We start from the raw sequence: 24694 nt of genomic DNA, 5'->3' as shown, positions 1-24694 counted from the left end.
ATGAATGCACTGTTGGCCCGCTTCGGGCGTAAACCAAAGCAAAATAACGATGAATCCTATTATACCGCCGGACAGCTTGCCCTGATTAAGGCGCGCTTTAAACGCAAAACCTCCGGGGTGGTGGCTGCCTGGATTCTCGCTACGCTGGTGCTGATGGGCTTTTTTGCCGGGTTTTTCTCGCCGGTTGATCCTACCATTCGCGGTGCCGATGCCGAGTATCGGCGCGGTGTACCACAGCCGATCTACTTCTGGGATGATAACGGTTTCTCCCTGCGACCGTTTACCTACACCTATACCAAGGCGAAAAGCAAAATAGATCTGAAAGCGCTGGCCGGTGGCGGCCTTGATGCACTGGATGCGTTTACCTCCAGCGGTGCACTGAACTCCTCCAGCCAGAACAAGTTTGAGGTGGATAAACAGCAGCGTCGCTATATTCAGTTCTTTGTTAAAGGCTGGGAGTACAGTCTGATCGACCTGAGTGTTGGTGGCCTGAATCTGGACCTGCGCTGGGACCGCCATCTGTTCGGCGTTGAGCAGGGACAGATCCACCTGATGGGCACCGATGAGGATGGTAAAGATGTCTTCAGTCGCACCCTGCATGCGATCTGGGTGACTATCAGTATTGCCATTGTGGCGCTGGTGGTGAAGCTGTTTGCATCGCTGTTTGTCGGTGGTGTCAGCGGTTATTTTGGTGGCCGGGTCGATACCATTATGATGAGCATTACCGAAGCGGTCCGGGTGGTTCCACCGATACCGATCTATCTCGCTTGTGCCGTGGCGCTGGCGCAGCTCGATCTGACCCCGGTGCAGCGTTACTTTGCCATTGCGGTAGTGATTGGTGGACTGGATTTTGCCACTCTGGGGCGGCGGCTGCGTACCCATATTCTAACCGAGCGTAATCAGGATTATGTGCTGGCGGCACAGCTGTGCGGTTCCAGCACATGGCGGATTATCTGGCGTCACCTGATTCCCAGCTTTACCAGCTATATCATCGTCGACACCCTGATCAATTTCCCCTATGTGATTCTGGCGGAAACCAGCCTCAGCTTTCTCGGGCTGGGGCTGACCGAGCCGGTCAACAGCCTGGGGGTGCTGCTGCAAAAAGCGCAGGACCCGGATATCCAGCAAAATATGGTCTGGCAGTTCTTCCCGGTGCTGGTGTTTGTATTCCTGATTATGGCATTTGTGTTTGTCGGTGATGCCCTGCGTGATGCCGCTGACCCCTATTCGGAGAAGAAGTGATGACTGGAAGCAGAAACTTACTTGAGATTCGTGATCTGACTATCGACTTTGAGACCGATGAGGGGCGGGTAAGGGCGGTGGATAACCTCAACCTGAGCATCCGTCCCGGTGAAGTGATGGGTCTGGTGGGGGAGAGTGGCTCCGGTAAATCGATCACGGCTAAAAGCATCATGCGTCTGGCACCGGGTAATGCGGTGATTCAGCATCCCAGCCAGATTACCCTCCATCACCAGGGGCAGGGTGTGAATATTCTTAAACTGCGGGGCCGTGATCTGCGATTGGTGCGCGGCGATGCGGTATCGATGATCTTTCAGGAACCGATGGCCAGTTTTGCCCCGGCGATCCGGATCAGCGATCAGATTATTCAGACCATGCAGATCCATCTGGGCTATGACAAAGATCAGGCCCGTCGCGCCGGTATCGAACTGTTCGACCGGGTCGGCATTGTCGATCCGGCAAAACGCTTTGATCAGTATGTGTTTGAACTCTCTGGTGGGATGCGTCAGCGGGCGATGATCGCCATGGCGCTATCGACTCAGCCGAAACTGCTGATTGCCGATGAGCCCACCACCGCACTGGATGTCACCATTCAGGCGCAGGTGCTGGAGTTGATGATGGAGCTGCGGGAACAGCTGGGGATGGCGATGCTGTTTATCACCCACGATCTCGGTGTGGTATCCAAAATAGCGGACAATGTCACTGTGATGCAGCGGGGTAACGTGGTTGAGGCTGGCACGGCCGAACAGGTGCTGTTCAGGCCGGAACATAGCTATACCAAACGTTTGCTGGATGCCTTGCCGCATCTGGAGAATCTGCCGGAGGCCCCGAAACATACACCCCAGCCATTGCTGTCGGTGAAAGATCTGTCGATCCGTTATCCGGTGACGGGTAAGGGGCGCAAAACGGAGCTGTTTACCGCCGTGGAGAATATCAGTCTGGACCTGCCGGAAGGACAGATTATCGGTTTAGTGGGCGAGAGTGGTTCCGGGAAAACCTCGCTGGGTAAGGCGATGCTGGGGGCTGCACCGATCAGCAGTGGCCATGTTGAATACCATCACACCAAAAAGAAAGTGAAGTTTGGTGCGGGCAAGCCGGTTAAACGCAAGCGGCTGGCGCGCACCGCGCAACTGGTGTTTCAGGACCCTTACAGTTCGCTTAATCCACGCATGACGGTGCGCGATATTATTGCTGAACCTCTGGAGGCAATGAAACTGACGAAAAATCGCGCGGAGACCGATCAGCGGGTGATTGAGGTGGCGAAACTCTGCCATATTGAGGTGGAGCATCTGCGCCGTTTCCCCCATGCTTTTTCGGGTGGTCAGCGACAGCGCATCAGTATCGCCCGGGCACTGGTATGCAAACCCCGGTTTATCGTTGCGGATGAATCGGTCGCCGCGCTGGATGTGTCGATTCAGGCGGAAATTCTGAACCTGTTGAAACAGCTGAAAGATGAGCTGGGGCTGACCATCCTGTTTATCTCCCATGACCTGAGTGTGATTGCGAACCTGTGTGACTGGGTGTGTGTAATGCGCTATGGCCAACTGGTGGAGCAGGGCACGGTGCGGCAGATCTTCCTCGATCCGCAACAGGACTACACCCAGAAACTGATCGCCTCGATCCCGCTGCTGAACTCATCGGAGGCGAGGTCGACACGCTCCCCGAGCTTGTTGCAGGTTGCTGAGCAGTTTGCCGACTCAGGCTTAAATTATTCTCAATTGGAGCGGGTTTGATATGGATTACTCAATGGCTGAGATCCGCGCCTTTAACGCAACGTTAAAGGCGGGCAATTTTACCCGGGCGGCGGATCTGCTGGAGGTGAGTCAGCCCGCCATTACCGCTCAGATTCGCAAGCTGGAATCCCGTTTCAGCGCCCCGTTGCTGGAACGGCTGAGTAAAGGGGTGCGGGCTACGGATCTGGGTAAACAGCTGTATCAGATTACCCGTCAGTATCACGATCTGGAAGCGGCGATAGAGGTGCTGTCCAATCCCAGACTGTCGCCCGGGAAGATGACCCTGCAGGTGGCTAACGCCTCTTCGATCATCTTTATGCCGCTGATCGCTGAGTTCAGCCGGCGATTCCCACAGACCACCCTGAAAATAAAATCGGTGACTACGTCGGAGTGCCGGGCGCTGGTACTCAACCGGGAGGTGGATATCGGTCTGTTTCCGTTGCTGGATGAGAGTAGTGAACTGTCCCGCCTGGCGTTTTCCTCTCACCGTCTGGTGGCGGTGATGCGGCCGGATCATCCTCTGGCTGAGCATAAAGTGTTGTCGGTCAGTCAACTGGTCGGTGAACCGTTGATCGTCTATAAACCGGAAGCCTGTACCCAGCAATTGCTGGAACAACTGTTTGTGCGTAACCAGCTCAGGGTGTCGGGCAATGTGGTGGTGGATGGACGGCTGGATATGTCTGAGGCGGTGAGTCATGGACTGGGGATCGGCTTTGCGCTACAGCAGGATATCCGCCCCGATCCGCGTTTGACAGTCATACCGATTGCAGAGGCCACTGAGGAGGTGGTAGAGCATGTGGTGTGGATGAAAAATCGTCGCAGTCTCCCCGGAATCCGTGACTTTATTCAGCTGGCGCTGGAGCAGCGTTGCGGTGCGCTGTCAGAGGTAAGCGAGTTATAAAAAAAGCCACTTTTTGTTTGATTTGTCGCTCAAGTTCCCGTTGTGCTGCCGATATACTTTATATCGCGAAGGAGTATTACGATGGAAATTACCGCAGCTTCCGCTTCTGCATATCAGCAAGCCTCGTTACAGAATGAGGTTGCACTGGCTGTTGCAGGTAAAGCAAAAGATAATCTTGAACTGCAGGGGGCAATGGCTCTGCAACTGCTGGAAAGCGCAGCTTCGGCTGCCGTCGATCCCTCGTCTCCACTGGGGCAGAATATCGACATCATGGCATGATAGCGTGGTGCCAACAAAGATGGGGCCGTCGTAAATTAATTTACAGCCCCGACCGGAACAAAACCGCCGTCTGGCGGTTTTTTTATCGCTTAAATCAGATTTCGTAATCCGCTGGCTTAAGAGACATGACGTTCGATTCAATCTGTCGGATCACTTCAGGCAAACGCTCTGCGGTCACCGGTTTACTCAGCAGAAAGCCCTGAATATTCGTACAGTTTAACTGATGCAGGTAGTGCAGTTGCTCCAGCGTCTCAACCCCTTCCGCAATCAACTCCAGATCAAGGCTCTGGGACATCGCAATAATCGCGCTGACCAGAGAGGCATCCTCTTTATTGTCTGGCAGGTCACGGACAAAGGCGCGGTCAATTTTTAGTTTATCGACAGGGAACTGCTTCAGATAGCTGAGTGAAGAATATCCGGTACCGAAATCATCTATCGCCAGTTTTGCCCCCAGTGCTTTAAACTCCTTTAGCCAGGTTACAGCGGCATCAGAGCTGTCCAGAAACATGCTCTCGGTTATCTCAAAAACGAGTTTTTCTGGGTCGGCTCCTGTACGCTTAATAATCTTTTCAGCCATCCGGGCATCGAAGCCCAGTTGCCGCTGATTACTGGACACGTTAACCGCCAGACAAAGGTTATCCAGTCCCTGTTCCTGCCACTGCATCAGTTGCTCGCAACCGCGCTGTAACACCCATAGCCCTATCGGTTGAATAAGCCCGGTTTCCTCTGCCAGCGGGATAAACTCGCCCGGGCCGGTCAGTCCGTTGCCGGGACGGTGCCAGCGAATCAGTGCTTCAACAGACACCACTTTGTGAGTCTCCAGATTGCAGACCGGCTGGTAATAGAGTTCAAACTCGTTTCGTTCAAGTGCCAGCCGCAGGGCCTGTTCCATCTCTGTCCGGTTTTTGACATGCTCGCGCATCTCAGCGTTGAAAAACTGGTATTGATTGCGGCCTTTCTCTTTTGCAAGGTACATCGCCATATCGGCGTTGCGCAGCATCGAATCACCGTTGTTGGCATCGCTGGGGTAGCAGGAGATCCCCACACTGGCACCGATATAGAGTGTTCTGCCTGCCAATTGAAACGGTGGACTCAGCACCTCTATAACCCGTTGCGCAGTTTGTGACGCATCATCGGCTTCAGCGATACTTTGTAGCACAATAACAAACTCATCACCGCCGAAGCGGGTCAGCAGATCAGTATCACGGATGACCGAGGCCAGCCGGATACTCACCTGTTGCAGCATCTCATCGCCGACCGAGTGGCCCAGGGTATCGTTAACCGCTTTGAAACGGTCGAGATCGATAAACAGCAGCGCACAGCTACTGTCGGTCTGATCGCAGAGTTGCAGTATCCTGGCCAGTTCCCGTTTCAACATAATCCGGTTGGGCAAAGAGGTGAGCGCATCAAAGTTGGCTTGCTGGCGAATCTTCTCTTCGTCGTCTTTACGCTGCGTCATATCCGAGAAAACCGCAACATACTGTTCCAACTGGCCATCGCTGTTTCTGACAGCGGCGATCGACAGCCACTGGGGGTAGACTGAACCATCACGGCGTTTATTCCACACCTCGCCGGACCAACTGCCGACGTTCTCCAGGGTTTGCCACATCTCCTGATAAAAGGAATCGCTCTGTTTACCAGACTGAAATATTTGTGGGGTTTTGCCTATCACCTCTTCAGCGCTAAAGCCGGTGATCTCGGTGAACGCAGGGTTGACAGATATAATCCGGGCGTCGGGTGAGGTGATAATTATCCCTTCGTTGGTGGTTTCAAACACCGCGGCATTCATCCGCAGCTGCTCTTCGGTAGAACGGCGTTCGGTAATGTCCTCTTTTACGGCGACGAAGTGGGTAATCTCACCGTTGGGATCTCTGACTGCGGAGATGGTTGCCGCTTCCCAATACAATTTGCCATTCTTACGCCGGTTGAGAAAGGTACCCTGCCAAGCCTTTCCGGCCAGCATCTGCTGCCACATATCCTGGTAATTGACCGGTGAGATATCGCCGGAGCTGAAAATGGCCGGGCTCTTACCGAGCACCTCCTTCAGTGAGTATCCGCTCACCTGTTCCGCTTTGGGGTTGATATACTCGATCAGGCCGTTGATATCGGTAATGACAACGGCGGCGGGGTTTTGCTCCAGTGCCCGGGACAGCTTTCTCAGTTCCTGCTCCCTGAGCCGGGTCTCGGTGATATCGACTCTGACCCACACCTCACCGCCCTCATTGGTGGGGGTGTTACTACACAGGTAGTAGTTGCCGTTCTCGATATGCTGTACAACCCGCTGGTTGGTGGCGCTCTCTTGCTGATAGCGGCATTTTTCATCGATAGCTTTCTGAATAATCTCTTTATGGGTGCCGGGTTTCAGCAGTGAGGTGATCCAGGGATAAAAGCTGGAAAAGTTACGGTTGCTCAGAATCAGCCGGTTTTCGGCATCGAACAGGGCGAAAGCTTCTTTGATATTATCAACACCATCTCTCAGACGTAGCCGGGCCTGCTCGGTCTGCTGGTGGGAACGGATAAGCCGCAGATAGAGAAAGGTCAGCAGCAGTATCAGCGCGGTGGTCAGCCCGATCAGCACCGAATTAAAATACTCGGTCTGCTGGGTAACCTTATTGCGATAACTCAGATAACTGCTGTAGAGCTGGTTGAATGCAGTGCTATTCGGGATCTGCTTATATTCAGCCAGGAGTTGAGTCAGTTGGGTCTGCGCAGTCAGATTTGTCTGAATATGAAAGATCAGGTCGGCAATGCCTTCCGAACGGATGTTCGTGAGGTCATTCAACTGCTTTCTGATTTCCCGGGCATCCAGATCACTGCGGAAAATATGGTATTGATACAGCAGGTTAACAATCTGTTTGGCTTGGGGTAGGCTGGTATCATGGCTTTCTTCAATCCGGTTGAGCAGCATCGGCATATAATTCAGGCCGTTGCGGACCACTGCTGCCAGGGTTTTGATCCGTTCCGTCAGTTCTATTCGTTGATCCAGGGTGTGGCGATACTGCTTTAGTTTGACAGCCAGCTCCGCTGGCAGCTCCCGGAACAGGCTGGCGGTCTCCGGGTCGGTCTCCTGTTGTTTCAGCTGTTGGGTCAACCTGACGATCTCATCATAGTTTTGCTGCTGCATTGAGCTGATCAGCAGGACCTCCAGATCAAGGGCATTATCCAGCACCTGAAGTTGCAACAGAATTTCAGAACGTCTCTGGCCAGACTGAGACTTATCGTCATGCAGCAGATAGAACAGGCAGGCCAGCAGTATGATTGCCACCATCGATGTTAGATAGAGCCGGGCTTTAAACCAGATCATTGCTGCAGTTCCGGATGCTCACCTTTCAGGGAGGTGATAAAGCTGCTGATTGCCGAAATATGCTCTGCAGGAATTTCACGGCCTAACTGGAAGCGCCCCATGATCTCTATTGCTGTTTTCAGCTCTTTCACCGCACCATCATGAAAGTAGGGGGCGGTAACCGATGCCATCCGCAGGCTGGGCACCTTAAACAGGTATCGGTCCGCTGCATCATTGGTGGCGGTGTATCGACCCAGGTCGGTATCACTGAGTGGGGTACTCCGGGTATTGAAATACTCAGAGATATCCTTGACCGCCCCAAACGGGGCGTACATATTGCCGCCCACATTGGTGCCCTGATGGCAACTGATGCAGCCATAGGATTTAAACAGGCGGTAACCATGCTTCTGCTCGGCACTCAGGGCGGATTCATCCCCCTTTAACCAGCGGTCGAATGGCGCATTCAGGGTTGATAAAGAGCGTTCAAACTGGGTGATGGCATTACGTATGTTTGCTCCATTAATGCCATCCGGATAGAGGCTTTCAAAGCGTTGTCTGATGGCTGGATCCTGATTCAAACGATTGACTATTTTTGGCCAGTTGCTGTTCATTTCAACCGGGTTGTGGACTGGCCCATTCACCTGTTCATTCAGATCGGCTGCGCGACCGTTCCAGAACTGTACAAAGTTGAGACCGCTGTTATATACCGTCGGGGTATTGGCTGAACCCTGCGCACCGCCGACACCCCGTGATACGGCAGAGGTATCGGCTCCCCCCTTTGACAGGTTGTGGCAACTGGCACAGCTGATACTGCTATCGGAGGATAGCCGGGGATCATGAAACAGTACTCGGCCGAGGCTGACTTTTTCCGGGTTTAAGTGACTGTCCGCCTGGATCGGGCTGATGGGCTCTGAAGTCAGGTCCATCGCGTTGGCCGGTGGGCACAGCAGTAAAAGCAGCAATACTGCGCAATGAATCAGATGCTGATAGGGCTTGTGTGTCCGACTGTACTGCTTAAAAGCCTGCACAAAGACATTCCTGTATTCTGAGTAGGGTTATGAGTATAAGGGCTATTAGTACCGTATTCTGCGCCTTTTGACCATAATCTGACTACTCAGATCGGTGTCAGCGGTCAATTTTATGGGCTCTGGCGCAGGAATCGCGAAGATTGCAGCAAGAACAGGGTGCGGAAGCACCCTGTTTGAGGAGGGGAGGGCTGAGCAGGTCTGCAGAGGCGTTAATCGTTGATCAGCAGAATTACCAGTTTTTTCGGACCATGGGCACCCATCTGCAGCTTCTGTTCAATATCGGCGCTGCGGGACGGGCCGGTAATCATGTTCACTGTGCGCGGCATGGTGTCACCGAATTTCTCACGCAGCGTTTTCCAGGCCTCTTCGTAGACACCAACAATCGCAGAGCGGTACAGTACCACCAGATGGTTGTCCGGCAGAAAGTTCAGGGTGGTGGGGCTCTGCTCACCCGAGTGCAACATCAGGGTGCCGGTCTCTGCAATACCGGCAAAGCTAAGTGTCAGGCTGGCGAGATCACCGGCCTGTGCCACCCGCTCTGTTTTTTCAATCTGCTGCTGCGCAAGGGGGCTCCAGTCCAGCTCGCGGAGCTCGCTATTGCTGGCGCTGACCAGCTCCCGGATCCCCTGGCTGGAAAGCCAGTCAGCACAGGCACTGGGAACCTGATCAAAACGATCCAGTTCGATCAGTTCAGAGACCGCTTCGCTGGCCATCGTTTTAAACAGTTCCACCTGCTCTGCTGCAGGCAGCTGAGCCCGTTGGGGAATCAGATTACTCGGTTTGCAAGCTAACCTGTTCTGTACTGCTTGCTGACGCTCTGTATCGGCTTCGCTGCGGTTGAGTCCGCGACGGATGTTGCCAAGAATCTCTGCACGACTCATTATTGCTGACCTCCCGCTTTCTGTTGCTCTTTCCAGGCTTGCATAAAGGTTTTACCCTGTGGCGCAGGCATATCGCGCCAGTCGGTCCAGCCGCCCGCTAAAGGCAGTGTCCTGATCCGACCGTTCTTGCCCGCCCAGGCTTTCATCATCCAGCTGGCCATACGGGTGTAGGGTTTATACAGGGCTGGACGCTTGGCCAGAAAAGCCCAACCGGCCAGACCGTAACGGGCGGCTTTCGGTTGCAGGTGTTTTTCAAACTCATCTTCGCGCCAGTGACGCATCAGTTTTGGTAGCGGTATTCTAACCGGACAGACCGATTCGCACTTGCCGCAGAAGGTGGAGGCGTTGGGCAGCATGCCGCCTTTTTCGATACCGATCATCTGCGGTGTCAGCACCGATCCCATCGGACCGGGGTAGACCCAACCATAACTGTGGCCGCCCACTGCACCATAGACCGGGCAGTGGTTCATACAGGCGGAACAGCGGATGCAACGCAGCATATCCTGAAACTCACTGCCGACCATCTCACTGCGGCCGTTATCCACCAGTACCACATGGAAGTTTTCCGGACCATCCTGATCGCCTTCACGGCGGGGGCCGCTGGAGAGGGTGTTGTACACCGAAAACTCCTGGCCGGTGGCGGAGCGGGCCAGCAGCCGCAGGAACAGGGTCATATCCTCCAGGGTGGGTACCACTTTCTCAATGGAGGTGACGACAACATGGGTTTTGGGCAGGGTCTGGGTCAGATCACCATTGCCTTCGTTGGTGACAATAATGGTGGAGCCGGTTTCCGCAACACAGAAGTTGGCACCGGTAATACCGACATCTGCCGCAACAAATTTCTCGCGCAATACTTCACGGGCTTCCTGCATCAGTACTGCCGGGTCGCTTGACTTCGGTCGATGATGATTGGCGTGGAACGCCTCGGACACATCCTCCAGATTCAGGTGGATCGCCGGGGCGATAATATGGCTGGGGTGATCATGACGCAGCTGCAGGATATACTCCCCCAGATCGGTTTCCACCGGCTGCACGCCGTTGGCTTCGAGAAAGTCGTTCAGGCCGATCTCCTCTGTCACCATCGATTTGCCTTTGGTGACAGTCTTTGCATCAACCTGTTGGCAGATATCGAGAATGATCCGGTTGGCATCATCTGCGGTGCGGGCCCAGTGAACATGGCCACCATTTTCGATGACTTTGCGTTCGAACTCCTCCAGATAGAGATCCAGGTGTTCAAGAATATGGTTTTTCAGGTCGCGCCCCTGATCCCGAAGCTGTTCAAACTCGGGCATCCGGCTGACGGCAATGGCGCGCTTTTCCGGGAAACCGGCTTTCAGGTTACCCAGCGCCTTTTGCAGGTTGGCATCGGCCAGTGCATCGTGGGCGCGCTGTTTAAAGAACGGGGTATTTATCTGCATCGTCTCGCTCCTTAAAGCTGTTGTGCCAGGCCATAATCGGCTTCGCCAATGGCGGGGGTGTCGGTCATACCGGCCAATACTTCGACAATGTGACGGGCTTCGACCTGTTTCCCTTCCCGCTTCAGTTTGCCGGCCATATTCAGCAGGCAACCCAGGTCTCCGCCCAGCACCGTATGGGCGCCGGTATTGCTGATAAATTCAGATTTGTTGGAGACCATCCGGTTGGATATTTCCGGATATTTGACGCAGAAGGTGCCGCCGAAACCGCAGCAGGTTTCCGCTTCCTCCATCTCTTCCAGCTCAACTCCCTGAACCTGTTGCAGTAGTTGCCGTGGCTGCTGTTTGATGCCGAGCTGACGTAAGCCGGAGCAGGAATCGTGGTAGGTGACTTTATGATTAAACTGCAGCTGACGGAGTTGTTCCTGCAGGCTGTCCATGCCGATCACATCGAACAGAAATGAGGTGATCTCAAAGCTGCGGTTTTTCAACTCCAGGGCCCGCTGGTAATAGCTGTCAGAGGGGGCAAACACTTCCGGGTAGTAGTGCAGCATGCCGATACAGGAACCGGACGGCCCAACGACATACTCATAACCATCAAAGGCATCGATGGTTTGACGGGCGATATCTGCCGTGGTTTTGCGATCACCGGAGTTGAACGCTGGCTGTCCACAGCAGGTTTGGCGTTCGGGCACTTCCGCTTTGCAGCCTGCCTGTTCCAGTAGTTTAACTGTTGAGAAGGCCACAGAGGGGCGGAACATATCGGCCAGACAGGTGACAAACAGGCCGACTCGTGGCCCGGAGGATATATTTGGCATGTGCGTTACCGTAGTTATTGTTTTCGACCCAGAGAGACGGGCCAGAAAACTGACTCTGCTCCCGCTGGTTGGCGTCTTTCTTTTGAATTGATGCTATGCAAGATAGTTAATGACGGCCGGGAAAGAAATGCTACACTGATAACTGGTCTGACCAGAGGGCGGTAAAACCGCAGAATTATCATCCGATGAATCACAATCTGAGCGAAACCCTGTTGTTGCAACTTAAAGAGAGCCTGTATAACGGTGAGCTGTTGCCGGGGGGCGAACTTGAGTCGCAGCGACGCATGTCTGAATCCCGGGGGATCTCCCGTTCGACGGTGCGCGAAGCGGTAGGACAGCTGGAAGCCGAGGGCTATATTGAGGTGAACCAGGGAGGGAAAACCCGGGTGAAAAATCTGCTGGAACCCTACTTTGAGATGCCTGTCGGGGAGGGCAAAGCGCTCGGCGATAACCCTGAATTTCAGCGTCAGGTGCTGGATGTCCGGGCGATACTGGAGGGCGAGGCTGCTTTCTATGCGGCCACCCGTGCCAGCGATGATCAGCTTAAGGCGCTGGATGCTGAATATCAGAAGATGCAGCAGCGGGGACAGCGGGAAACAACCCTGGCAAAGGCCAAGGAGGATCTGCGGTTTCATATGATGATTGCCGAGTCATCCCATCATCTGCTGATCATCAGTTTTAGTCAGCTGTTTTATACCCGCTTTTTTAACGCGATCTACGGGGTGCTGACCCGCACCCTGAAAAAATATGGCCGCTATCCGGATGGTATCCGTTCTCAGCACAGTGCGATCCATCAGGCGATCATGGCGCGCAATGCCGATGCAGCACGCACGGCGGCCACCGAACATATTCTCTATACCCGCAGGCATTTGGAAAATGAATGAGCGGTTTGTTGGGCGATCATTTATGAAAAAGTGGGGCTATCCCAGCGTGCGTCAGGAGATGCCTGAGTGTTAACTGGAATACAAGCTCTGCTGCTGGATATCAGTGGTGTTATCTATCAGGGAAGTCAGCCTGTTGAGGGGGCGGTTGAAGTTATTGAAAAAGCCCGTCAAAAGGGCCTGACAGTTCGCTTTCTCACCAATACCGCGAGTAAGTCTTCGGCGCAGATTATGCAGGAATTGCGCAGTATGGGCGTCAATATTGAGCCGCAGGAGTTGTTTACTGCCCCCAGGGCTGCCTGTGAGCTTATCGATGAGCGCGGTCTGCGCCCCTATTGTATTCTGCCCGATGCTATCGCTGCTAAATTCGAGTGTTATCCACCAGAACAGGCCGACGCTGTATTGCTGGGGGATGCCGTTGATGGTCTCAGTTATGCATCGCTGAATCAGGCTTTCCGGCTGTGTCAGGCGGGTGCTCCACTGATCGCTATCGGCATGAATCGTTACTACATGTCAGACGAGGGTTTGCAGCTGGATGCCGGGCCTTTTGTCAAAGCGCTGGAGTGGGCCGCGCGCACTGAAGCGCAGGTGATGGGCAAGCCGGGCCGGGCGTTTTTTCATCGGGCTGTTGCGTCGACCGGCTATCAGGCGCATGAGTGCCTGATGGTGGGTGATGATATCGATGCCGATGTTCTGGGCGCACTGGATGCAGGGATACCGGCGGTGCTGGTACGCACCGGAAAATACTGCCCTGAGGATGAGCAGAAGTTAACGTCCGGGGGGCGGGTAATTGATAGCCTGGCGCATCTGTTCGACTGATCGTTTAATACGGTAAATTCACCTGATTGAAATAGCTTTATAACCTCACATCCGCTAAAATATCGCGCCTTAATGTTGTTACCTGGTTTGTAACAGCGTCAAATTTTCAAGTGTGGCCTGTGGTACTGGTCAGCACTGAACAGATAGGAATAGACAATGCCTGTAATTACCCTTCCTGATGGCAGCAAGCGTGAGTTTGCTAATGCCGTTACCGTTTTTGATGTTGCCGCTGATATTGGCGCGGGCCTGGCTAAAGTTGCACTGGCCGGTAAAGTTAATGGTGAGTTGGTGGATACGTCCCACACCATTACGGACGATGTTGAACTGGCAATCATTACCCCCCGCGATGAGGAAGGTCTGGAGGTTATTCGTCACTCCTGTGCTCACCTGATGGCTATGGCTGTGCAGCAGCTGTTCCCAACCGCACAGGTGACCATTGGTCCGGTCATTGAAGATGGTTTCTATTATGACTTCGCTTATGAGCGTCCGTTTACGCCGGAAGATCTGCAGAAGATCGAAGCGAAGATGAAAGAGCTGGTCAAAGCCAACTATCCGGTTTTCCGTTCGCTGATGAGCCGCGATGAGGCGGTAAAACTGTTTGAAGAGAAGGGTGAGAAATACAAGGTTGAACTGCTGGAAGCGATTCCCAGCGATGAAGATCTCTCTTTCTATTCGCAGGGCGATTTTATCGATCTGTGCCGTGGCCCGCACGTGCCGTCTACCGGCCATATTAAAGTTTTCAAACTGATGAAGCTGGCCGGTGCATACTGGCGCGGCGATTCAAACAATGAGATGTTGCAGCGCATCTACGGTACTGCCTGGGGCGATAAGAAAGATCTGAAAGACTATCTGCATCGTCTGGAAGAAGCGGAAAAACGCGATCACCGTAAACTGGGTAAGCAGCTGAACCTGTTCCACCTGCAGGAAGAAGCGCCGGGTATGGTGTTCTGGCACCCCGATGGCTGGACGCTGTATCAGGGTATTGAACAGTACATGCGCCAGAAACTGCGTAAGCATGGCTATGATGAGATTAAAACCCCTCAGGTGGTTGAACGTACCCTGTGGGAGAAGTCCGGTCACTGGGATAAGTTCTCGGAAGAGATGTTTACCACCCATTCTGAAAACCGTGATTTCGCCATTAAACCGATGAACTGCCCCTGCCATGTGCAGGTGTTTAACCAGGGACTGCGTTCCTACCGTGATCTGCCGCTGCGTCTGGCAGAGTTTGGCTGCTGTCATCGGAATGAACCGTCTGGTGCACTGCATGGGATTATGCGGGTGCGCGGATTTGTTCAGGATGATGCGCATATCTTCTGTGCCGAGGACGATATTCAGAGCGAGGTTGCGCGTTTTATCGACTTCCTGCATGAAGTGTATGCAGACTTTGGTTTCAGCGAGGTTATCTACAAACTCTCAACCCGGCCTGAAAAACGGGTCGGTTCTGATGAGGTGTGGGATAAAGCAGAGAAAGCCCTGGGTGATGCGCTGGATGCCGCAGGTCTTGACTGGGCTGAGCTGCCAGGTGAAGGTGCGTTCTACGGTCCTAAAGTAGAGTTTTCGCTGAAGGATTGTCTCGGCCGGATCTGGCAGTGTGGTACAATTCAGGTTGATTTCTCTATGCCGGGTCGACTGGGTGCTCAGTTTGTCAATGAATCCGGTGATCGTGAAACTCCGGTGATGCTACACCGGGCGATTCTCGGCTCTTTTGAGCGCTTTATCGGTATTCTGATTGAGAACTTTGCCGGTGCCTTGCCAACCTGGCTGGCGCCAAAACAGGTTGCGATTTTGAATATTACCGACAAACAGGCGGAATATTGTCGCGAACTTGAAGAAAAACTCACAGATCTTGGATTCTTTGCATCTGCGGACTTGAGAAATGAGAAGATCGGCTTTAAAATCCGCGAGCACACAATTCATAAAGTTCCTTATCTGCTGGTTGTTGGCGATAAGGAGGTAGAAACCGGCGCTGTGGCAGTACGTACCCGCACCGGTGAAGATCTCGGCACATTGTCGATTGAAGAGTTTTGCGAGCATCTGAAGCAGGATGTTGCTCAGAAAGGCCGCAAAGAATAATTAATAGATTGGAGATACAGCTATCAAGCGAGATAACAGAAGAGGGCGTAATGAGCGGAATAAGCCGCCTATAAATGAGAATATCAGCGCCCGCGAGTGTCGGTTGATTGGTCCAGATGGTACACAGATAGGCGTAGTTCCTATCAAAGACGCCCTAGAGGCGGCTCAAGAGGTTGGCCTTGACCTGGTACAGATTTCTGATTCAGATCCTATCGTCTGTAAGGTGATGGATTACGGTAAATATCTGTACGAGAAGAAGAAAGAAGCGAATGCTGCTAAGAAGAAGCAAACGCAGATGCAGGTTAAGGAAATAAAGTTCCGTCCTAATACGGAAGATGGGGATTATCAGGTAAAACTACGCAACCTGATACGTTTCCTTGAAGGTGGCGATAAGGCCAAGGTAACCCTGCGTTACCGCGGCCGTGAAATGGCACACCAGGAGTTAGGTATGCAGTTATTACGTCGGGTCGAAGAAGACCTGATTGAGCTGGGTACCGTTGAGCAGCGTCCAAAAATGGAAGGCCGCCAACTGACTATGGTCATTGCTCCGAAAAAGAAAAAGTAGTCTGACATAAGCGTAAAACCCGTGCTGACTCACTGTGAGCCAGATACGGGTTTTGTTGTTTATCAGGACGAAAGATAATTAACGAATGCGTGGGGATTTAGTAATGCCTAAAATGAAATCTTGCAGCGGTGCTGCGAAACGTTTTAAAAAGACTGCGAAAGGCTTTAAGCACAAACAGTCTTACACAAGCCACATCCTGACTAAGAAAACGACTAAGCGTAAGCGTCAGTTGCGTCCAATGCTGCAAGTTGCAGCTGCTGATCAGAAACTGATCCGCCGCATGCTGCCTTACATCTAAGTCGTAGTAACCACAAATTCTAAGTTAGGAAGAAAGAAATATGGCACGTGTAAAACGTGGTGTTATCGCACACCGTCGTCACAAGAAGATCCTGAAAAAAGCTAAAGGTTACTACGGCGCTCGCAGCCGTGTATTCCGCGTAGCTAAACAGGCTGTAATTAAAGCAGGTCAGTATGCATACCGCGACCGTCGTCAGCGTAAGCGTCAGTTCCGCGCGCTGTGGATTGCTCGTATCAACGCTGCTGCCCGCATCAATGGTCTGTCCTACAGCCGCTTTATTGCTGGCCTGAAGAAAGCATCTATCGAGATCGATCGTAAGGTGCTGGCTGATCTGGCTGTTCACGAAGCAAATGTTTTTGCTGCTATCGTTGAAAAAGCTAAAGCTGCACTGTAAGACACCTTTACCTATAACAGGGTAATAACTGATCGTTTAATAGGGGAAGGGTGCAAACTCTTCCCCTATTTTTATCTGGAGCGGTAAATGGAAAACATTGGAATCCTGCTTGAGCAAGGCAAGCAGGCTGCAGAACAGGCAACAAGCGCACAGGATCTCGATCAGGTGCGGGTTCAGTATCTGGGTAAGAAAGGTCATCTTACCCAGCTATTGAAGGGTCTGGGCGCACTGAGCGCAGAAGAGCGTCCCCAGGCTGGGGCGAAAATTAATGAAGCGAAACAGGCGCTGCAGGATGTGCTTAATGCACGTAAAGCAGATCTGGAATCCGCTGCGCTGGAAGCGAAACTGGCGGAGGAGACGATCGACGTCACTCTGCCGGGTCGGGGCCAGTCGCTGGGTGGTTTGCATCCAGTCACTAAAACCCTGCAGCGGATCGAAGAGTTCTTTGCCCGGATCGGTTATTCCGTGGCTGAAGGCCCAGAGATCGAAGATGATTATCACAACTTTGAAGCGCTGAATATTCCTTCGCATCACCCGGCACGGGCGATGCATGATACCTTCTATTTCAATGCCAACACCCTGCTGCGCACTCACACCTCGGGTGTTCAGGTGCGGACCATGGAAAGCCAGCAGCCACCGATCCGCATCATCTGTCCGGGCCGGGTATATCGCTGCGATTACGATCAGACTCACTCACCGATGTTCCATCAGGTGGAAGGTCTGATTGTCGACAAAGATATCAGCTTTGCTGACCTGAAGGGCACGCTGGAACAGTTCCTGCGTGAGTTCTTTGAGGAAGATGTCAAAGTACGTTTCCGCCCCTCTTACTTCCCGTTTACAGAGCCTTCTATCGAAGTGGATATCGACCGTGGTGATGGTAAATGGCTGGAAGTGCTGGGTTGCGGCATTGTACATCCGAAAGTGTTTGAGTATTCCGGTATCGATCCCGAGCAGTACACCGGTTTTGCCTTCGGTATGGGGGTAGAGCGTCTGGCGATGCTACGGTATGGCGTTAATGACCTGCGCCTGTTCTTTGAAAACGATCTGCGTTTCCTTAGCCAGTTTAACTAATCAACCAGTTTGACTGATCAGAAACGGATAACGTCGTTTAAAAGTAGTTAAGAATTTTCGGAAAACAGAATTATGAAATTCAGTGAAAAGTGGTTACGTGAACTGGTAGACCCTGCCACAGATACTCAGGGCATCGCGGATCAGATCACCATGGCCGGTCTTGAAGTCGATGAGATTGTACCGGTTGCCGGTCAGTTCAGCGGCGTTGTGGTCGGCGAAATACTCTCTGCCGAGCCGCATCCTAATGCAGATAAACTGCAGGTATGTCAGGTAACTGATGGTAGCGAAACCTTTCAGGTTGTCTGCGGTGCGCCCAACGCCCGGGGTGGTCTGAAAACCGCCTTTGCTAAAGTGGGGGCTGTTCTCAGCGCGCCCGATGGCAGTGATTTTAAGATTAAAAAGGCCAAACTACGCCAGGTTGAGTCATTCGGTATGCTTTGCGCCGATGATGAGCTGGGCATCTCCGATGACCATGCCGGTATCATGGAGCTGGCGGCTGATGCACCGGTAGGCACAGATCTGCGTGACTATCTTGGACTCGATGATGCAGTGATCGATGTCGACCTCACCCCAAACCGTGGTGACTGTCTGTCGATTACTGGTCTGGCCCGTGAAGTGGGTGTACTCAATAAAGCTTCAGTACGTTATGTTGAAGCTGACGTCGTGGTACCGACCATTGATGATACCTTCCCGATCACCCTGGACGACCCGGAAGGCTGCCCCCGGTATCAGGGGCGGGTGATCCGTAACGTGAATATGGCGGCTGAGACACCGCTGTGGATGGTTGAGAAGCTGCGCCGTTGTGGCATCCGTTCCATTGATCCGGTTGTCGATGTCACCAACTACGTGCTGTTGGAACTGGGTCAGCCGATGCATGCTTTTGATCTGAGTAAACTCAGCGGCGGTATCGTGGTGCGTAAGGCCACCCCGGGTGAGAAGCTGACACTGCTGGATGGTAACGAGGCGCAGCTGAACGACAATACTCTGGTGATTGCAGATAGTGAAAAAGCGGTGGCGATGGCGGGGATCTTCGGGGGCGAAGAGACCGGTGTAACCGCTGACTCTAAAGACATCTTCCTGGAATGTGCTTACTTCAACCCGATCAGTATTGCCGGACGCGCCCGTTCCTACGGCCTGCACACCGATGCCTCACACCGTTACGAGCGGGGCGTCGACTGGCAGTTGCAGCGCAAGGCGACTGAACGGGCAACCCGTTTGCTGCTGGATATTGTCGGCGGTGAAGCGGGACCTGTGGTCGAAGCGGTCTCTGAAGAGTACCTGCCCACTGCGGCAACTGTCACTCTGCGTCAGAGCAAAGTGAATCAGGTGCTGGCATTTGAGATGCCTGCGCTGGAGATCGAAGAGATCCTCACCCGTCTGGGGATGACGCTGGAACGCAGCGGCGATGGTGAGTGGTCAGTGGCGGTTCCCTCTTACCGGTTTGATATCAGTATCGAAATCGATCTGATTGAAGAGCTGGCGCGGGTTTATGGCTACAACAACCTGCCGGTTAAAGTGCCTACGGCAGAACTGAATATGATCGCTAATGATGAGTCCAAAGTGACCATCAGAAGCGTTCGTTCACAGCTGGTGGGTCGGGGTTATCAGGAAGCGGTAACCTACAGCTTCATTGAGAAAGGCCTGGCGGCGCAGTTTGACGATAAACATGAAGCGAAGGCGCTGGCGAATCCGATCTCTGCCGAGATGGCGGTGATGCGAACCTCTATCTGGCCAGGGCTGGTTAAGGCTCTGCAGCATAACCAGAACCGTCAGCAGTCCCGAATCCGTCTGTTTGAAACCGGCCAGCGTTTTCTGCCGGAAGGCGATCAACTGATTCAGGAAAATGTCGTTGCAGGCCTGATCTGTGGCCCGCGTCAGTCGGAAGGTTGGAGTGCTGATTCCGCATCGGTGGATTTCTACGACCTGAAAGGGGATGTTGAATCTCTGCTGGCGCTGGGTGGCTGTGCCGATCAGTTCAGTTTTGCTGCAGAGCGTCATGTGGCACTGCATCCGGGTCAGTCGGCAGCGATTAAGCGTAATGGTGACACCGTTGGCTATCTGGGGGCGTTGCACCCTGAGCTGGTGAAGAGTCTAGACCTCACAGGTCCGGTCTTCCTGTTCGAGATCGTACAGGCCGTGCTGCTGGATGGTGGTTTACCACGTTTCACCAGTCTGTCTAAATTCCCTGAGAGCCGTCGCGACCTGGCGCTGCTGGTAAACGACTCTGTTGCTTATGATGATATTCGTGCCATTGCACAGCAACAGGGGGGCGAATTCCTGAAAGCGGTGACCCTGTTTGACGTTTATCAGGGTAAAGGTGTCGAACCTGGTCAAAAAAGCATCGCTCTGGGCTTGACCTGGCAGCATCCTTCGCGCACTCTTAACGATGAAGAAATCAACGAAGTTATTGATTTTGTTGTGTCTGCACTGAAAAATGAGTTTGGTGCTACATTAAGAGTTTAATCGACAGGGGTGATTCTGATGGGCTCTTTGACTAAAGCAGATATGGCTGAGCGCCTGTATGAAGATCTGGGGCTGAACAAACGGGAAGCAAAAGAGATGGTGGAAGCCTTCTTTGATGAGATCCGTATGAGCCTGGCTGAAAATGAGCAGGTAAAGCTCTCAGGGTTTGGCAACTTCGACCTGCGTGATAAACGTGAGCGTCCTGGGCGCAACCCTAAAACCGGAGAGGAGGTGCCGATCTCTGCGCGCAGAGTCGTTACTTTCCGTCCGGGGCAGAAACTGAAAGAACGTGTTGAGGCCTATGAAGGAGACTGATCTGGTCTCGGATGATCTGCCTGCTATACCCACAAAGCGCTACTTCACCATCGGTGAAGTAGCGCGTTTGTGTAACCTTAAACCGCATGTGCTGAGGTATTGGGAGCAGGAGTTTGAACAGATCTCTCCGGTAAAGCGCAGTGGTCGCCGCTACTATCAGCGGCAGGACGTTCTGATTATTCGTCAGATTCAGGGGCTTCTCCATGAGCAGGGGTACACCATCAGTGGTGCCCGGCAGTGGTTGAATGGCGATCAGGCTGTGGACGACACGGCGCGTTATAAGCAATTGATTCGACAAACGATTACAGAACTGGAAGATATTCGTAAGCTGCTGAAATCAGTGAAATAAAGTTGTAAGAAACTTTATAAAAGCCCTTTTCAGACGCACTCGGTTGGCGTAATATAGCCACCTCTTAAAGAGACCTCGGTCTCACAGTGTCGGGATGTAGCGCAGCCTGGTAGCGCACTTGCATGGGGTGCAAGGGGTCGTGGGTTCAAATCCCGCTATCCCGACCAATTTATTCAACTTAAAAGCCTGCTTGCTGCAGGCTTTTTTGTGCCTGTTTATTTCTCATTAAGCCGAGTTTTTCAAAGTCTACTCGATACGATAGGTTTAGCATTTATGCTGATGGAGCTTATTAATGACGCGACTAGGTTTACCGCGTATCTTGTGTTACCCATGACTGGATCTCAATAGGCTATTTTTATACAGAGGTTTGTAGGGCCTTATATGTCAATTACCCTAATTCAGGAGACCCCCTTTCCCTTGAACACGGTAAATATTGAACTAACTCTTTGATTTAAAAGAATGTGGACATTATGATTGAGGCAAGTTTAAGGTAGGGATGCAGTTCACAGTAGGTACTATAATTTGCGTTAAATGCTCATAAGGAATCTGAGTGTTTGCCAAGAAATTTCTAGATGAAAACTATGATTGCGCTGAGTACTTATCAAAGTATGAAGGTGGCTATTATGACGATTAGTCTTTCATGCAGCTGGTGCTTCCGTTATCTGATGTCACAATAAACACCGAGCATCAGCACTTGGTTATTGGTCATGCTGGCGCCGATGGTATTGAATTTTGTTACTGCATCCATCAACTTACTTTCGCCGACAGCGAGTTCAATCAAAAGCGCAGAAAAAACCGTAAAGAGATCTTTCTCGGACGCATGGATAATCTCATCCCCTGGAAGCGTCTTGAGAAGATTATCACACCGCATTATCCCAAAGCGGGCAAGGGTCGTCGGCCATACCCACTCTCTACGATGTTATGAATTCACTGCATGCAGAATTGGAACAGCCTGAGTGATCCAGCAATGGAAGATGCGTTATATGAAATTGCTTTCATGCGCCTGTTTGCTGGTTTATCTCTGGACAAAGCCATTCCTGACCACATAATCATCATGAACTTTCGTCATCTACTGTAACGAAAAGGTTTAACGCGAAAGCTATTCAAAGAAGTGGATCAGTGGCTGACTGAAGCAGGCGTTCTGCTAAAAGAAGGAACGCTGGTTGATGCAACGATTATGGAAGTTCCGACTTCAACAAAGAATAAAACAGGTGAGCGTGATCCAGAGATGCATCAAACCAAAAAAGGCAATGAATGGCATTTTGGACTGAAAGCCCATATCGGTGTTGATGCCCGTACGGGCATCACTCATAGTTTAACCACGACAGCAGCCAATGAACATGATCTTAATCAAGCAGGTAATCTCTTGCTCGGAGACGAAGGTTTTATTTTTGCTGATGCGGGATGCCGAGGAGCAGAAAAGCGTTCAGAGCTACAGGAGGTTGAAGCTGATTGGTACATTGCAGAACGGCCAGGAAAGATTCGTGAGCTCAAGAAGCACCCTGGAATCAATAAGCTGAAAATCCGGACTGAGTATCTTAAGGCTAGCGTTCGAGCAAAAGTTGAACATCCATTTCGAATCATTAAATGCCAGTTTGGTTTTGTAAAAGCGCGTTATCGTGGCTTGATGAAAAACGATAGTAAATTGGCTATGTTATTCACACTTGCCAACATTGCACGAGTAGCTCAGATGTTAATAGCATAGGATCAATCCGTCTGTATGCAGACAGAGAAATCAAAGGGGGTTGCTGCTTCTTTTTCGGGATTTAAGACAAAACAACGAAGTTAGACCGTGTTTGGCAACTTAATCGCAGGTTCCTTAGGGTAATGTCAATGTATTTTAATTTCAGTATTTGTTTTATCATGGCCTTGATATGGCTTTTTCTCTCTGTAACAAGGAATGAAAGATTGGTGCCGTTGGTAGTGAATAAATTGACTTATGTGAGCAAAATGTCGAAAAAAAGTTTAAGTGGTAATGAAATTATAGGAAGCCTGGACTCCCTTGATAAAACGCCAAAGGTGGGAGTGTTTAGTCTTGGTCAGTATGGATATGATACTGCTTTTTCGGATGCAGTTGACTCACAACGAGTATACTGCGAGAAACATGGATATAATTATTATTGTATTTCAGAGCCCGGTAGCGATTTATTAGGTCGCGAGAATATCTGGCTCAAGGCTTTAGCTTGTTACGGTGCATTGTTGAAAAATGACTACATTTTATATGTAGACACTGACGTTAGAATAAAGGAAACCTGTCCGCCAATTATTGAAGCAGTGTCTGAAGAAAATCCTATAGGGCTGGTTGCTGGACATTCTGGTAGAGCGAATGCCGGAGTAATCATCGCTAAGAATTGTTCATTATCATTGGCGTTTTTTGCAGAATGGATAGCGTGCTTAGGGAAACCAATTTCTCCAAGACATGATGTAGGATGGGGAGAGAATGGGCATTTGATTCGATTGGTAGAGAAATACCGCTTAGAGTTAATTGACACGCAGTGGAATAACACATTCCTTCCTGATTTAGATGATTACATGCGCCATTATACCGGTCCAATTCGAGCAGAATATGTATTCAAAGGTGAAGCCCTTAAGGCTTGGGAGAATATAAAGGCTGCGGTCAAAGTGTCAAAGGCGTCTGCAGATGTTGATATTCTTAGGTCGTTTAATGAACTAAAAGAAGTCTACATCAGAACCCTTGATAAAAGCCTGTTTGCATCATTTGATGAATGCTGGGACATTTTACGAAACGTAGTGTTTGCATACAGCACAGAATATAAAATTAGAAATTCGGTCAGCAGGAGCTTCCATAGAGTTTATTTGACTGAAGAAGTTTCAGAAGCATCACAGAATGCGTATGTATTGACCTTAAAAAATGGCTTGGATAAAGCATTAGGCAGCAACAATATTGTCACTGGGGTTGATTGCTTTTGGAGCCAAAGATTTACCAGTAAGGATGTTGTTCACATTGAATGGGTTGAGTCCTTGTTTCACTGGAATGTTCCATCAGACGAACAAGTCGAACACTTTGTTAATCGGATTCAGGAAATCGCTGTAACAACACCAATAGTTTATACAGCCCACAATTTTGATTTGATGCCTACGATTGGTGATAAAAGAAAGATCTTAATGCAAGCTCTAGCGGGTAATTGCGCTCAAATTCTCCATCTGAGTGAAGCTAATATAGAAGCTTATAATCGTCATCACTCTGAAATTGTTAATTTGTCATCTGTCCCGGTTTCTATCGTCCCTCATGGTGACTATCAACCTTATTTCAGAGCTGGAAATTCTCAATTTGAAGATAAAGCATTGAAAAGCGAAAAGGTGAAGGTTCTGGTGTTTGGCCATATCAGAACGGCTACAGAATTAGAGTTTTGTCTAAATGTTGCAGATGAGTTAGGGACAGAAGAATACCAACTGATTTTTGCCGGAGTTATTCACCCTGATTTATTACACTGGAAAGAGATCCATAGATTTAAGAACGAGTGGGACGGTCAGGTTAGACGTAATCATTTTAAAGTTCCAGATGATAAAGTAATTGACTTAGTGAATCGCAGTGACTGTATGCTAATCCCACGATTTGACCGCTTGAATTCAGGGGTTCAATTCTTGTCTTATACGATGTTGAAACCTACCTTCGTGCCTGCTCAACATTCCATGCAGGACGTGCAAAATAAAGCGTCTAATTTAGGTGCTTATTCTCCGAATGATCCTAAATCAGCAGCTAGCTTGATTAGGTCTCATTTTTCCGGGACTAAATCTGCTCAGTTAAACAATATGTTTAAGACAAATTTATTTAATTATAGTTCACAAGACGCTTATGCAGTCGGTGCAGCACACGAAAAGGCTTACGAAAGAGCTTTCAGTTATAAGCAGCAAACTAAGTAAACCA

Annotated in this window: 20 protein-coding genes, 1 tRNA gene and 1 pseudogene; 17 read left to right on the top strand and 5 right to left on the bottom strand. The window is 51.2% G+C overall.

The genetic code is table 11. The annotated features are described in order from the left end of the window. From BMY09_RS10000 to BMY09_RS09985, 4 genes are all read left to right on the top strand, one after another. A complete protein-coding gene (locus BMY09_RS10000) occupies positions 1-1242 on the top strand; it encodes an ABC transporter permease (RefSeq protein WP_245756550.1) in 1242 nt (413 codons plus the stop codon). Beyond that, on the top strand, positions 1242-2972 hold the full coding sequence (locus tag BMY09_RS09995) for a dipeptide ABC transporter ATP-binding protein (RefSeq protein WP_091357388.1): 1731 nt from the start codon (positions 1242-1244) through the stop codon (positions 2970-2972). Before BMY09_RS10000 ends, BMY09_RS09995 begins: the two co-directional genes overlap by 1 nt. Before the next feature lies 1 nt (position 2973). Next, positions 2974-3873: a LysR family transcriptional regulator gene (locus tag BMY09_RS09990; protein WP_091357385.1), complete on the top strand. Its 900-nt coding sequence runs from the start codon at positions 2974-2976 to the stop codon at positions 3871-3873. An 81-nt stretch (positions 3874-3954) separates the two neighbouring features. After that, the gene (locus BMY09_RS09985) at positions 3955-4152 is read left to right on the top strand and encodes a putative motility protein (protein ID WP_091357382.1); all 198 of its coding nucleotides are present in this window, start codon (positions 3955-3957) and stop codon (positions 4150-4152) included. Between the two features lie 94 nt (positions 4153-4246). Here the strand turns inward: BMY09_RS09985 and BMY09_RS09980 are convergent, their stop codons facing one another. The 5 genes from BMY09_RS09980 to BMY09_RS09960 form a co-directional block, all read right to left on the bottom strand. Further along, the gene (locus tag BMY09_RS09980) at positions 4247-7456 is read right to left on the bottom strand and encodes an EAL domain-containing protein (protein ID WP_091357381.1); all 3210 of its coding nucleotides are present in this window, start codon (positions 7454-7456) and stop codon (positions 4247-4249) included. Next, positions 7453-8463 carry a cytochrome-c peroxidase gene (locus BMY09_RS09975; RefSeq protein ID WP_245756549.1) on the bottom strand — a complete coding sequence of 337 codons (1011 nt, stop codon included), beginning with the start codon at positions 8461-8463 and terminating at the stop codon, positions 7453-7455. Before BMY09_RS09975 ends, BMY09_RS09980 begins: the two co-directional genes overlap by 4 nt. A gap of 209 nt (positions 8464-8672) precedes the next feature. Beyond that, positions 8673-9344 (bottom strand): LutC/YkgG family protein, encoded by a 672-nt coding sequence (locus tag BMY09_RS09970; protein ID WP_091357379.1) that lies wholly within the window; start codon positions 9342-9344, stop codon positions 8673-8675. After that, positions 9344-10762: a LutB/LldF family L-lactate oxidation iron-sulfur protein gene (locus BMY09_RS09965; protein WP_091357377.1), complete on the bottom strand. Its 1419-nt coding sequence runs from the start codon at positions 10760-10762 to the stop codon at positions 9344-9346. Before BMY09_RS09965 ends, BMY09_RS09970 begins: the two co-directional genes overlap by 1 nt. Positions 10763-10773: 11 nt before the next feature. Continuing rightward, positions 10774-11577: a (Fe-S)-binding protein gene (locus BMY09_RS09960; protein ID WP_091357375.1), complete on the bottom strand. Its 804-nt coding sequence runs from the start codon at positions 11575-11577 to the stop codon at positions 10774-10776. Between the two features lie 185 nt (positions 11578-11762). Between BMY09_RS09960 and BMY09_RS09955 the strand changes: the two genes are divergently transcribed. The 13 genes and pseudogenes from BMY09_RS09955 (at position 11763) to BMY09_RS09895 (ending at position 24690) form a co-directional block, all read left to right on the top strand. Further along, positions 11763-12461 (top strand): FadR/GntR family transcriptional regulator, encoded by a 699-nt coding sequence (locus BMY09_RS09955; protein ID WP_091357373.1) that lies wholly within the window; start codon positions 11763-11765, stop codon positions 12459-12461. Positions 12462-12527: 66 nt separating this feature from the next. Continuing rightward, complete coding sequence (locus tag BMY09_RS09950; RefSeq protein WP_091357371.1) at positions 12528-13277, top strand: TIGR01458 family HAD-type hydrolase; 750 nt, start codon at positions 12528-12530, stop codon at positions 13275-13277. A 156-nt stretch (positions 13278-13433) separates the two neighbouring features. Beyond that, a complete protein-coding gene (gene thrS, locus BMY09_RS09945; RefSeq protein ID WP_091357369.1) occupies positions 13434-15350 on the top strand; it encodes a threonine--tRNA ligase in 1917 nt (638 codons plus the stop codon). A gap of 7 nt (positions 15351-15357) precedes the next feature. Continuing rightward, entirely contained in the window at positions 15358-15915 is a 558-nt protein-coding gene (gene infC, locus BMY09_RS09940) for a translation initiation factor IF-3 (protein WP_425424962.1), read from the top strand. A 103-nt stretch (positions 15916-16018) separates the two neighbouring features. Then, positions 16019-16213, top strand: a complete 195-nt coding sequence (gene rpmI, locus BMY09_RS09935) for a 50S ribosomal protein L35 (protein WP_091357366.1) — start codon at positions 16019-16021, stop codon at positions 16211-16213. A 40-nt stretch (positions 16214-16253) separates the two neighbouring features. Further along, positions 16254-16607 (top strand): 50S ribosomal protein L20, encoded by a 354-nt coding sequence (rplT, locus tag BMY09_RS09930; protein ID WP_091357364.1) that lies wholly within the window; start codon positions 16254-16256, stop codon positions 16605-16607. A gap of 87 nt (positions 16608-16694) precedes the next feature. After that, a complete protein-coding gene (pheS, locus tag BMY09_RS09925; RefSeq protein WP_091357363.1) occupies positions 16695-17678 on the top strand; it encodes a phenylalanine--tRNA ligase subunit alpha in 984 nt (327 codons plus the stop codon). 72 nt (positions 17679-17750) lie between these two features. After that, complete coding sequence (gene pheT / locus BMY09_RS09920) at positions 17751-20141, top strand: phenylalanine--tRNA ligase subunit beta (protein ID WP_091357361.1); 2391 nt, start codon at positions 17751-17753, stop codon at positions 20139-20141. Between the two features lie 18 nt (positions 20142-20159). Beyond that, the gene (gene ihfA / locus BMY09_RS09915) at positions 20160-20456 is read left to right on the top strand and encodes an integration host factor subunit alpha (RefSeq protein WP_091357359.1); all 297 of its coding nucleotides are present in this window, start codon (positions 20160-20162) and stop codon (positions 20454-20456) included. Then, positions 20443-20805, top strand: coding sequence for a MerR family transcriptional regulator (locus BMY09_RS09910; RefSeq protein ID WP_091357357.1), 363 nt, complete (start codon positions 20443-20445; stop codon positions 20803-20805). Before ihfA ends, BMY09_RS09910 begins: the two co-directional genes overlap by 14 nt. 90 nt (positions 20806-20895) lie before the next feature. Beyond that, positions 20896-20972 (top strand) — tRNA-Pro (locus BMY09_RS09905). 575 nt (positions 20973-21547) lie between these two features. Further along, positions 21548-22510: pseudogene (locus tag BMY09_RS09900) on the top strand (IS5 family transposase). Between the two features lie 122 nt (positions 22511-22632). Further along, a complete protein-coding gene (locus BMY09_RS09895; protein WP_091357355.1) occupies positions 22633-24690 on the top strand; it encodes a glycosyltransferase family protein in 2058 nt (685 codons plus the stop codon). The last annotated feature ends 4 nt before the right edge of the window (positions 24691-24694 follow it).

The sequence above is a fragment of the Amphritea atlantica genome (assembly GCF_900111095.1).
Taxonomy (GTDB): domain Bacteria; phylum Pseudomonadota; class Gammaproteobacteria; order Pseudomonadales; family Balneatricaceae; genus Amphritea; species Amphritea atlantica.
This window is presented reverse-complemented; position numbering and strand designations above follow the sequence as displayed.